This window comes from Actinokineospora spheciospongiae (assembly GCF_000564855.1).
Taxonomy (GTDB): domain Bacteria; phylum Actinomycetota; class Actinomycetes; order Mycobacteriales; family Pseudonocardiaceae; genus Actinokineospora; species Actinokineospora spheciospongiae.
On record NZ_AYXG01000252.1, the window covers coordinates 1 to 10,773 of the forward strand.

Sequence of the window (10,773 nt, forward strand, 5' to 3'; positions counted from 1 at the left end):
CCAAACACATCCACCCAGCCGGGCACCACCCACCAAAACCCGGGCTTTGCAGGACCTAGGCGCAGCCGAGCATCCCCCCACCTAGGCGCACCCCACCGAAACCTCGGGCTCAAAGACAGGCGCTGCCAAGCACATCCACCCCGCCGAGCGCACCCACAACAAACCCCGAAGCAGATCACGCGCACCCCGACCAAGAACCCCAGCGGCCGATCAGCTCATCGCGCGGGCAGCAGCACCCGCAGCGCCACGCACCGCCACTGCCCGTCCACCGCCTCCATCCGCCCGGCGACCGCCCGCACCCGCCACTGCGCCCGCCCCGGCACCACCACCCGCACCGACGCGCTCAGCTCGATCGCCCCCGGCGCGACCCGGCAGGTGTGCAGCGACACCAGTCGGTGCCGCTGCCGCCCGGCCGCTCGCCACCGGGTCAGCAGGGCCTCGTAGACCGGGCCGACGACCGCCCCGCGTAGCTGCTCGGGGTGCCGCTTCCCGTCGAAGACCTCCAGCAGCACGGTCAGCAGCCTGCGCAGGGTGTCCCGGTCGGGTCCGGGTTCGTCGCGGGCGGGTGGGCCGTGGGGTGGGCGGGCCAGGGCGGCCACCGCCCGCTCGGGCGCAGGCGTGGGTGTGGACCACGGCTCCTCCGGTTCGCCGTACTCCGGCAGGATGCTCAGGCGCACCATGGTGTTTCCTTCCCCGAATCCGGTGATGTCGCCGGACAGAGGGGGCGGGCCCGCGCGGAGGGACCGATGTCACCTGAAAGGGGTTGCCGTGGAGTACGGGGCGCTGCTCGTGGACTACGCCGGGACGTTCACCGACGCGGGGATGGCGCGGGTGGTGGCGGACGCCAGGGCCCGGGGGCTCAGGACCGCGCTCGTGTCCAATGCGGACCGCGCGCCCGCCGGGTTGCCGGACCTGTTCGACGCCGTGGTCACCTCCGGTGAGGTGGGCACCGGCAAGCCGCACCCGGAGGTCTACCGGATCGCCGCGGCCCGGCTCGGGGTGGCGCCGCGGCGGTGCGTGTTCGTCGACGACGTCGCGGAGTACGTCCGGGGTGCCGCCGCGGTCGGCATGACCGGCGTGCACCACCGGTCTGTGGAGTCCACAGTGGAGGAATTGGCGGTGTTGCTGGGCTGAGCCGACAATGAGCTGAGCCGACAATGAGCTGAGCCGCCGACGGGCTGGGCTGTCGGCGAGCTGAGCCGTCGACGGGGTCGGCGGGCGGAGCGGCTACCGGGTCGAGCGGCGCACGAGTTCGAAGCACAGCACGGCCGCCGCGCTCGCCACGTTCAGCGACTCCACCCCGCCGCTCATCGGGATCGACACCCACCGGTTGACGTGCGGGCGCACCCCCTCGCCCACCCCGGCCGTCTCGCTGCCCAGCACGAACGCCACCCGTTCCGGGATCTCCGCGTCGAACACCGACTTGCGCGCCCCGGCGTCCATGGCGAACAGCGGGTACCCGGCGGAGCGCAGCTCGGCGGCCGCCTCCTCAGCGGTGTGGCAGCGCAGCACCGGCGCGGTGAACGCCACCCCGGCCGAGGCCTTGACCACCAGCGGGTCGATCGAGGCCACCCCGCGCCGGGGCACCACGATGCCGCCGATCCCGGCCGCCGTGGCCGTGCGCAGGATCATCCCGACGTTCGCCGGGGTGGTCACCCCGTCGAGCAGCAGCACCGACCGGGGCGCCGACTTCGCCGCCAGCGCGTCGGCCAGCCTGCGCATCCGCGGGGCCACCACGTCGGCCAGCACGCCCTGGTCCTGCTTGCCGTTGCCCGCCAACACCTTCACCCGCTGCGCGGTCGCCCGCTGCACCGGGACCCCGCGGTCGCGGGCCGCGTCCAGGATCTCCCTGGCGGCGGCGCCGCGGGCGTTGTCGGCCAGCACGACCTTGTCCACCGACAGCCGGGGGTCGGCCAGCGCCTCCAGCACCGGCTTGCGGCCGTAGACGGTGACGAAGCGGTCTTTGGGGGAGGGCTCCTGCGACACGCCGTGCAGTCTGGCATGACCCTGCCCACGCACCGGTCACGTGTCACGTGATCGGCGGTCCGGTGTGCCAGGATCGAGGGCATGCCCGACCGACTGTCCGCCCTCGACGCGTCGTTCCTCTACCTGGAGGACCCGGTGACGCCGATGCACGTGGGCGGCGTCGCGGTGTTCCGGCGCCCGCGGTCCGGGTTCAGCTACGCGCAGCTCGTGACGCTGGTCGAGCAGCGGCTGGCGCTGGTGCCGCGCTACCGGCAGAAGGTCGTCGGGGTGCCGGGGCACCTTGCCCGGCCGGTGTGGGTGGACGACCCGGACTTCGACGTCGCCTACCACGTGCGCCGCTCCGCGCTGCCCCGCCCGGGCAGCGACGAGCAGTTGTTCGACCTGGTCGGGCGGCTGCTGGCGCGCCCGCTGGACCAGAACCGGCCGCTGTGGGAGATGTACCTGGTGGAGGGGCTGGCGGGCGGGCACGTCGCGCTGGTCACCAAGACCCACCAGGCCCTGGTCGACGGGGTCCGCACGATCGACTTCGGCCAGGTCATCCTGGACGCGGCGCCGCAGGCGCCGGAGGAGCACGCCGAGGAGCCGTGGCTGCCGCGCCGCGAGCCCGGTGGCACCCGGCTGCTGCTCGACGCCGTGTTCGAGACCGTGCGCAGGCCGCGCGAGCTGGTGGAGAACGTGCGCTCGGCGGTGACCGACGCGGTGGCCACCACGCAGAAGGTGGCCGGGGCGGTGGAGACGCTGGTGTCGGCCATCGGCATCGCCGCCCGCCCCGCGCCCTCCGGCCCGCTCAACGCCACCGTCGGCAAGGCCCGGCTGTTCGCGGTGGCCCGGACCAGGCTGGCCGACCTGCGCGGTGTCCGCGCCCTGCACGGCGGCACGGTCAACGACGTCGTCCTCACCGTCGTCACGGGCGCGCTGCGCTCGTGGCTGCTCTCCCGCGGCGAGCAGATCACCTCCTCCACGGTGGTGCGGGCGCTGGTGCCGCTGGCGGTGCGCGACGAGGTGGGCGACGGCACGGTGCCGGGGATGCTCGGCAACCAGGTGACCGCCCAGTTGGTCGACCTGCCGGTCGGGGAGCCCAACCCGTTCGTCCGGTTGCACCACGTCAGCCACGCCCTGCGCGCGCACAACGACTCGGTCCGCTCGGTGGCCGCCTCGGCGCTGCTGCGGGTCGGCGGCTTCGCCCCGCCCACCCTGCACTCGCTGGGCGCGCGGGCGGCGGCGTCGTTCTCGCAGCGGATCTTCAACCTGGTGGTGACCAACGTGCCGGGGCCGCAGATCCCGCTGTACGCGGGCACCGCGCGGATGACCGAGATGTTCCCGGTCATGCCCCTGAGCAAGCACCAGGCCCTGGCCATCGGGGTGACCTCCTACGACGGCGGGGTGTACTTCGGGCTCACCGGCGACCGCAGCGCCATGTCCGACGTGGACGTGCTCGCCCGGATGCTGGAAGAGTCCGTCGAGGAACTGCTGACGACAGCACGAGCTTGACGGAAAGCGTGATGATCTTGAGGGTCTACCTGCCCGCGACGGTGTCCATGCTGCGCACGCTCAACGACGGGGGCGAACTGGCCGCCATCGGCGGCACCGCGTTCGCGCTCACCCCGGCCCTGCGCGAGTCCTACGCCACCGGCGGCGACGAGGAGCTGGAGTACGCCGCCATGCTCGACGCCGCCCGCGCCTCGCTGCGCCTCCTGCAGGCCGAGCTGGACGCCGACCCCGACACCCTGATGCGCCGCGCCGTGGTCTCCGCCGACGTCGACGGCGCCGTGCTGCGCCCGGACCTGGACCACTCGGTGGTGAAGCTGGCGGGCCCGGTCCCGCTCAAGGCCGTCGCCGCCGTCCACTTCGACACCGAGGACGCCGAGCCCGCTGTCCGCGCCGCCGCCGCCGTCATCGACGCCGCCGACCTGGGCGACCCCGACGCCGAGTTCACCCTCGGCGACGCCGAGGACCACGACCTGGCCTGGTACGCCGCCCAGGAGCTGCCCTTCCTGCTCGAACTGCTCTGAGGCCCTGTGGATGGTTGCGCGCCCACCCCGCCGGGGCGTGACACCATGTCGGCAAGCGGGTCACAAACCCGGCAGCCGAGCCAGAGCAGGAGGCGAGCCACACGATGGACGCCGTCACGTCCGTGCCCACCCCGATCAACGAGCCGATCGGCACCTACGCCCCCGGCAGCCCCGCGCGCGAGTCGCTGGCGGCCAGGATCGCGGAGCTGGAGGGGGAGCGGGCCGAGCTGACCATGACCATCGGCGGGCGGCGGCGGATGGCCGCCGGGGACCGCCTGGACGTGGTCCAACCGCACGACCACCGGCACGTCCTCGGCGTCACCGCCCAGGCCACCCACGCCGACGTGGCCGACGCGGTCACCGCGGCCAAGCAGGCCGCCCCCGGCTGGCGCGCGCTGCCCTTCGACGAGCGCGCCGCCGTCCTGCTGCGCGCCGCCGACCTGCTCGCCGGGCCGTGGCGCGACACGTTGAACGCCGCGACGATCCTGGGCCAGTCCAAGTCCGCGCAGCAGGCCGAGATCGACGCCGCCTGCGAGCTGATCGACTTCTGGCGGTACAACGTGGCCTTCGCCCGGCGGATCGTCGAGGAGCAGCCGGTGTCGGCCCCCGGCACCTGGAACCGCACCGACCACCGCCCGCTCGACGGGTTCGTCACCGCGATCACCCCGTTCAACTTCACCGCCATCGCGGGCAACCTCCCCACCGCCCCCGCCCTGATGGGCAACACGGTGGTCTGGAAGCCCTCGCCCACCCAGCAGTTGGCGGCCCACTTCACGATGCGCCTGCTGGAGGCCGCGGGCCTGCCCCCCGGCGTGATCAACATGGTCACCGGCGACGGCGCCGCCCTCGGCGAGGTCGCCCTGGCCGACCCCGACTTCGCAGGCCTGCACTTCACCGGCTCCACCCGCACCTTCAAGCACCTGTGGCGCCGCATCGGCGACAACCTCGACACCTACCGCTCCTACCCGCGCATCGTCGGTGAGACGGGCGGCAAGGACTTCGTCGTCGCCCACCCCTCCGCCGACCCGGCGGCCCTGGTCAACGGCCTGGTCCGCGGCGCCTTCGAGTACCAGGGCCAGAAGTGCTCGGCGGCCTCCCGCGCCTACCTGCCCCGCTCCCTCTGGGACGGCGGGGTCCGCGACCACCTCGCCGACGTCACCGCCTCCCTCTCCTACGGCGACGTCACCGACTTCTCCCACTTCGGCGGGGCGGTCATCGACGCCCGGGCGTTCGCCAAGCACCGGGAGGCCCTGCAAGCCGCTGCCGCCAACACCTCCCTGGAGGTCCTCGCGGGCGGCACCGCCGACGACAGCACCGGCTACTTCGTCCAGCCCACGGTCCTGGTCGGCAGCGACCCCCTCCAGGACGTCTTCACCACCGAGTACTTCGGCCCCATCCTGGCCGTGCACGTCTACGAGGACGCCGATTTCGCCAAGGTCCTCGAACTGGTCGACACCTCGTCGCCGTACGCGCTGACCGGGGCGGTCTTCGCCACCGACCGCGCCGCCATCGAGCAGGCCCACCGGGCGCTGCGCTTCTCGGCGGGCAACTTCTACGTCAACGACAAGCCCACCGGGGCGGTCGTGGGCCAGCAGCCCTTCGGCGGTGGCCGCGCCTCGGGCACCAACGACAAGGCGGGCTCCATCCACAACCTCCAGCGCTGGGTGAGCCCCCGCTCCATCAAGGAGACCTTCGTGCCCCCGACCGACCACCGCTACCCGCACATGGGCTGACCCGGCGGCGGTCGCCGGGTGCACCACCCGGCGCGGCCCCACCACGTGGAAGGGCCCCGCGGGACCGAAGTCCCGCGGGACCGAAGTCCCGCGGGGCCCTGATCGACCCGGGGTCAGCCGCCCAGGGTGCCGACCTGCGACGGGTCCGGCGCCTCGATGGTGACGCCCTTGCCCCAGTCGGTGTAGTCCGCCTGCATCTTGACCTCGCCCGCGCCCTCGACCGGCACGCTGGTGATCATGCGGACCGGGAGGTCGTCACCGTTGACCCAGACCTCCATCGGGAGTTCCTTGATGCCCGCGGCCTGCATCTGCTTGCGGGTCTCCTCGTCGTAGCCGGACTCCGCGGTGAGCTTGGCGACGTCGACGGTGATCGAGTAGTGGGTGGTCTGCTCGCCGTTGAGCTCGGCCTTCTCGGTCTTGGTGACCTCGCCCGCGTCGACCATCTTGGCGAGGGCTTCGCGCGGGTCCGCGCCGGTCATCGAGTCCAGGGAGTCGCCCAGCATCTGCGACAAGGGGTCGTCGCCACCCGCGGAGAACTTGACCCAGGGCTTTCCGGGGGTCAGTTCGGTGGGCATCTTCATGTAGATGGCCTTGTCGACGAAGACCATGGTCATGTCGCCCCCGGGGGTCGACATGGTCATCTGCATGGCCGTGTCCGCGCCCGCGAAGCTGAAGTCGCCCTCGCCGTCGATCGTCTGGCCGCCCGCGCTGCCGGTCATGGTGACGTGGGCGCTCTTGGCGTTGGTGCTCTTGTCCTTCACCGCGGCGGCGAGGGACTTGAGGCTGTCGAAGCCGGTGCTGCCCTGCTTGGTGTCGGAGGACGACGCGCCCGCGGGAGTGGCGGTGCCGGACTCCTTCGCGTTGCACGCCGTCAGGGTCAGCGTGGCCAGCAGTGCCCCTGCGACCATCAGCCTGGTCTTGCCCATGGAGAAACCCTTCAGCATGTGTTCGTCCGCTTTGTACACGGGGTAGACGCACGGAACCGCCGATCGGTTCTGTTCGGTCGCGCCCGTTTCCGGGGGAATCGCCGGAGCGGTCCCGTCCGTGACCGCCGACCCGTGTGACCTCAGTCCAACGGGCGCAGGACGCGGTCCAGCCACCCGGCCACCGCCCGCGACAGCTCGGGGGACTCGCGCTTGAGCGAGTGGTCACCCGGCAGCGACACGACCTCCCGGTGCGGTGCGGGGGCGGGCTGCCCGAACGGGTCCGCCAGGCCCTGCACCACCAGGGTCGGGACCGGCACCGCGTCCAGCTCCGGCTGCCGGGTCTTCTCCGGCTTGCCCGGCGGGTGCACCGGGAACGCCAGGCACAGCACCCCCACCGCCTCGCCGTCGACCGAGGTCCGGCAGGCGACCCTGGCCCCGGACGACCGACCGCCGAACAGCAGCGGCAACCCGGCGAACCACTGCTCGCCCAGGGCCGCCGCGACCGCCAGCCAGGCCGCGTCGAGCTGGCGGGCCGGGGCGGGGGCGCGCCGCCCGGCCACCCGGTACGGCTGCTCGACCAGGGCCACGTGCACCCCGGCGCCGGTGGCGCCGTGGGTGGCGGCGACCAGGTCGGGGGCGCTGATGCCGCCGCCCGCGCCGTGCCCGAGCAGCAGCGCCGCGCGGCCCTCGGCGGCGCAGTGCAGCTCGGCCCTGGCCGGGCCGTGCGGGGTGTCGACCTGCAGGGTGGTCACGGGCCGAACAGCGCCGGTTCGCCCGCCCCGGCGCCGGGGTCGACGCGGCGCAGCAGGTCGGCGCCATTGTTGCGGACGCTGTTGACCGCCGGTGCCACCGGCCGGATCTCCAGGGACGCGACCAGCTCGGGGGTCGGTGGCACGAGCAGTTCGGACACCTCCGCCCGGTCCGGGTCGAGCCAGCCGTCCCAGTGGTCGCGGGGCAGCAGCAGCGGCATCCGGTCGTGCAGGTCGGCGAGCGGGCCGACGGCGGCCGTGGTCAGCACCGCGAAGGTGATGAGGACCCCCGAGTCGGGGTCGGTCCGGTCCCGCCAGGTCGTCCACAGGCCCGCCATGGCCAGGCTGTCGTCGTCCGGGCCGGTCGTGTAGTACGGCTGCTTGACCTTGCCGTCGCGGCGCCACTCGTACCAGCCGTCGGCGGGGACGATGCAGCGGCGCTGGGCCAGCGACTTCTTGAACGAGGGTTTCTCGGCCGCGGTCTCGGACCGGGCGTTGATCAGCTTCGCGCCGCCGGAGGCGTCCTTGGCCCAGGACGGAACCAGGCCCCACTTCATGATCCGCAGGGTGCGCTCGGTGGTGCTGTCGTCCACGGTGCCCTCGGCGTCGCGCGGGTGCCGCTGCACCACCGCGACCACGTCCTTGGTCGGCGCCACGTTGTAGTCCGGCCGCCGGTCCGGCTCCCCGGTGGCGTCGACGGCGTCGAACTCCGCCGCCAGCGCCGCCGGGTCCTTCGAGGCCGCGTACCTGCCGCACACAGTCGTCCTCCATCCGATCGGGGCCCGTCGAATCGTGGCACGCCCGCCGGGGCGGGTCGAGCCGGTCACCCGGTGGTGGCCGGGGTGCGGGAGGATCAGCGCATGTCGCAGTCCTGGTCAGCGCCGCTCGCCCCGGCCCCCGTGCACGCCACCGTCGCCGTCCCCGGCTCCAAGTCGATCACCAACCGGGCCCTGGTGCTGGCCGCGCTGAGCCGTCGCCCGAGCACCGTCACCGGGGCGCTGCGCAGCCGCGACGCCGACCTGATGATCGCCGCGCTGGTCGCCCTCGGCGTCCCGGTGGACTCCGACGGCACCACCGTGCGCACCGGCGCCCACACCGCGCTGACCGGCCCGGCCCTGGTCGACTGCGGGCTCGCGGGCACGGTCATGCGGTTCGTGCCCCCGGTCGCCGTGCTGGCCGAGGGCCGCGTCGACTTCGACGGCGACCCGAGGGCCAGGGAGCGGCCGATGGGCACCGTGCTCGACGCGCTGCGCGCCCTGGGCGCCGACGTCGACGGTGCCGGGCTGCCGTTCGCCATCCGCGGCCGCGGTCACCTGCCCGGCGGCGCGGTCACCATCGACGCCTCGGCGTCCTCCCAGTTCGTCTCCGGCCTGCTGCTCTCCGGCGCCGCCTACGACGACGGGCTGACCGTGCACCACGACGGCGAGCCGGTGCCGTCGCTGCCGCACATCGACATGACCGTGGAGATGCTGCGCACCGCGGGTGTGTCCGTCGACGACTCCGAGCCGAACACCTGGCGGGTCGAGCCCGGCCCGATCGCCCCGGTCGACTGGGTCGTGGAGCCCGACCTGTCCAACGCCACCCCGTTCCTGGCCGCCGCCGCGGTCACCGGCGGGGAGGTCACCGTCCCCGGCTGGCCCGCGCGCACCACCCAGCCCGGCGACGAGATCCGGCAGATCCTCAAGCTGATGGGCGCCGAGGTCGACCTGACCGACGGCCGCCTCACCGTGCGCGGCCCGGGCCGGCTCGGCGGCGTCGACATCGACCTGCACGACGTCGGCGAGCTGACCCCCACCGTGGCCGCGCTCGCCGCGCTGGCCGACGGCCCGTCGCGGCTGCGCGGCATCGCGCACCTGCGCGGCCACGAGACCGACCGGCTGGCCGCCCTGGTCGCCGAGGTCAACGGCCTCGGCGGCGACGCGGAGGAGACCGAGGACGGCCTGCTCATCCGCCCGCGCCCGCTGCGGGCGGGGCGGTGGCACGCCTACGCCGACCACCGGATGGCCACCGCGGGTGCCATCGTCGGCCTGGTCGTCGACGGCGTCACCGTCGACGACATCACCACCACCGCCAAGACCATGCCCGACTTCCCCGCGATGTGGTCGGCCATGCTCGACGGCGGGAGGGGCTGAGGTGTCCCGGCGCGGCGACTGGAGCAGGCTCGACGAGACCGACGTCCGGGTCCGCCCCGGCCGGGGCACCCGACCGCGCAGCAAGCGCCGCCCCGAGCACGCCGACGCCCTGTCGGCCATGGTCGTCGGCAAGGACCGGGGCCGCTGGACCTGCGCGGTCGATGGCGACAAGGATCGGCTGCTGGTCGCCATGCGGGCCCGCGAGCTGGGCCGCACCCCGGTGGTCATCGGCGACCGGGTCGACGTCGTCGGCGACACCTCCGGCGGCCCGGACGCCCTGGCCCGGATCGTGCGGGTGGCCGAGCGCACCAGCGTCCTGCGCCGCACCGCCGACGACACCGACCCCTTCGAGCGCGTCGTCGTCGCCAACGCTGCCCGGCTGCTGATCGTCTGCGCCCTGGCCGACCCGCCGCCGCGCACCGGCTTCATCGACCGCTGCCTGGTGGCGGCGTTCGCGGGCGGCCTGCAACCGACCCTGTGCCTGACCAAGGCCGACCTCGCCGACCCGGCGGAGCTGCTGGGCAAGTACGCCGAACTGGACCTCCCGGTCGTCATCACCCGCCGCGACGAGGAACCCGCCGAACTGCGCGCCCTGATCGGCGACGAGGTCTCGGCCATGGTCGGCCACTCCGGCGTCGGCAAGTCCACCCTGGTCAACCGGCTGGTGCCGAGCGCCTTCCGGGCCGTCGGCGTCGTCAGCGGCGTCGGCAAGGGCCGCCACACCTCCACCTCGGCGGTGGCCCTGCCGCTGCCCGGGGGCGGCTGGATCGTGGACACGCCCGGCATCCGCTCGTTCGGCCTGGCCCACATCGAGCCGAACGACATCGTCTCCGCGTTCGAGGAGTTCGTCGAGGCAGCCGAGGAGTGCCCCTCGGGCTGCGGGCACCTCGGCCCGCCCGCCGACCCGGACTGCGCGCTCGACACGGTCGTCGCCGACGGCACCGCCACCCCCGGCCGCCTCGCCTCGCTGCGCCGCCTGCTCGGCTCCAAGGCGGGCGTGGACGACACCGCCCCGGCCGCGGACTAGGGCCTGCCCACCCACCACCCGAATCCCGCCTGCGCGGCCACCAGCCACGCCGAACCCCACCGGGCGCAGCCGCCGACCACCTCACCAACCGCCGCCCCTGGCGGCCCGCCACCCGAAACCCCACCGAGGCGCAGCGAAAGCCGGCCACCCCCGCAACCGCCGGCCCGGTGACCGAATGCCCGGGTGGGTGGATGTGCTTGGGTGGGGG

Annotated in this window: 11 protein-coding genes; 6 read left to right on the forward strand and 5 right to left on the reverse strand. The window is 74.0% G+C overall.

Annotation, left to right across the window (positions count from 1 at the left end; translation table 11 throughout):
* Positions 1-215: 215 nt before the first annotated feature.
* Entirely contained in the window at positions 216-680 is a 465-nt protein-coding gene (locus UO65_RS32130; protein ID WP_035290538.1) for an Rv3235 family protein, read from the reverse strand.
* 88 nt (positions 681-768) lie between these two features.
* Here UO65_RS32130 and UO65_RS32135 point away from each other — a divergent pair, with 88 nt between their 5' ends.
* Complete coding sequence (locus tag UO65_RS32135; protein WP_035290541.1) at positions 769-1,134, forward strand: HAD-IA family hydrolase; 366 nt, start codon at positions 769-771, stop codon at positions 1,132-1,134.
* 93 nt (positions 1,135-1,227) lie between these two features.
* On the opposite strand, the gene UO65_RS32140 is transcribed toward UO65_RS32135, so the two are convergent.
* The gene (locus tag UO65_RS32140) at positions 1,228-1,986 is read right to left on the reverse strand and encodes a TrmH family RNA methyltransferase (RefSeq protein WP_035290543.1); all 759 of its coding nucleotides are present in this window, start codon (positions 1,984-1,986) and stop codon (positions 1,228-1,230) included.
* An 81-nt stretch (positions 1,987-2,067) separates the two neighbouring features.
* Between UO65_RS32140 and UO65_RS32145 the strand changes: the two genes are divergently transcribed.
* The 3 genes from UO65_RS32145 to pruA all read left to right on the forward strand — a co-directional run bounded on the left by UO65_RS32145 (position 2,068) and on the right by pruA (position 5,731).
* Positions 2,068-3,477, forward strand: coding sequence for a WS/DGAT/MGAT family O-acyltransferase (locus tag UO65_RS32145; RefSeq protein ID WP_035290546.1), 1,410 nt, complete (start codon positions 2,068-2,070; stop codon positions 3,475-3,477).
* A 17-nt stretch (positions 3,478-3,494) separates the two neighbouring features.
* The gene (locus UO65_RS32150) at positions 3,495-3,998 is read left to right on the forward strand and encodes a DUF6912 family protein (RefSeq protein ID WP_035290564.1); all 504 of its coding nucleotides are present in this window, start codon (positions 3,495-3,497) and stop codon (positions 3,996-3,998) included.
* Positions 3,999-4,102: 104 nt separating this feature from the next.
* Positions 4,103-5,731, forward strand: a complete 1,629-nt coding sequence (pruA, locus tag UO65_RS32155) for an L-glutamate gamma-semialdehyde dehydrogenase (RefSeq protein WP_035290549.1) — start codon at positions 4,103-4,105, stop codon at positions 5,729-5,731.
* A gap of 113 nt (positions 5,732-5,844) precedes the next feature.
* Here pruA and UO65_RS32160 read toward each other — a convergent pair whose 3' ends face one another.
* The 3 genes from UO65_RS32160 to UO65_RS32170 all read right to left on the reverse strand — a co-directional run bounded on the left by UO65_RS32160 (position 5,845) and on the right by UO65_RS32170 (position 8,164).
* Positions 5,845-6,675, reverse strand: a complete 831-nt coding sequence (locus tag UO65_RS32160; protein ID WP_035290551.1) for a hypothetical protein — start codon at positions 6,673-6,675, stop codon at positions 5,845-5,847.
* Between the two features lie 122 nt (positions 6,676-6,797).
* The gene (locus UO65_RS32165) at positions 6,798-7,409 is read right to left on the reverse strand and encodes an alpha/beta hydrolase family protein (protein ID WP_035290553.1); all 612 of its coding nucleotides are present in this window, start codon (positions 7,407-7,409) and stop codon (positions 6,798-6,800) included.
* Positions 7,406-8,164 (reverse strand): SOS response-associated peptidase, encoded by a 759-nt coding sequence (locus tag UO65_RS32170; protein ID WP_035290556.1) that lies wholly within the window; start codon positions 8,162-8,164, stop codon positions 7,406-7,408. The genes UO65_RS32165 and UO65_RS32170 overlap by 4 nt, the downstream gene beginning before the upstream one ends.
* A gap of 102 nt (positions 8,165-8,266) precedes the next feature.
* Here UO65_RS32170 and aroA point away from each other — a divergent pair, with 102 nt between their 5' ends.
* Positions 8,267-9,538, forward strand: a complete 1,272-nt coding sequence (aroA, locus tag UO65_RS32175; RefSeq protein WP_035290559.1) for a 3-phosphoshikimate 1-carboxyvinyltransferase — start codon at positions 8,267-8,269, stop codon at positions 9,536-9,538.
* A gap of 1 nt (position 9,539) precedes the next feature.
* On the forward strand, positions 9,540-10,565 hold the full coding sequence (gene rsgA / locus UO65_RS32180) for a ribosome small subunit-dependent GTPase A (protein WP_035290561.1): 1,026 nt from the start codon (positions 9,540-9,542) through the stop codon (positions 10,563-10,565).
* Positions 10,566-10,773: the final 208 nt, after the last annotated feature.

What these genes read in the sequence shown, in the direction of transcription:
- UO65_RS32130 (WP_035290538.1), bottom strand. Translation starts at nt 680, where the DNA reads ATGGTGCGCCTGAGCATCCTGCCGGAGTACGGCGAACCGGAGGAGCCG.
- pruA (WP_035290549.1), top strand. Translation starts at nt 4,103, where the DNA reads ATGGACGCCGTCACGTCCGTGCCCACCCCGATCAACGAGCCGATCGGC.
- UO65_RS32160 (WP_035290551.1), bottom strand. Translation starts at nt 6,675, where the DNA reads ATGCTGAAGGGTTTCTCCATGGGCAAGACCAGGCTGATGGTCGCAGGG.
- UO65_RS32145 (WP_035290546.1), top strand. Translation starts at nt 2,068, where the DNA reads ATGCCCGACCGACTGTCCGCCCTCGACGCGTCGTTCCTCTACCTGGAG.
- aroA (WP_035290559.1), top strand. Translation starts at nt 8,267, where the DNA reads ATGTCGCAGTCCTGGTCAGCGCCGCTCGCCCCGGCCCCCGTGCACGCC.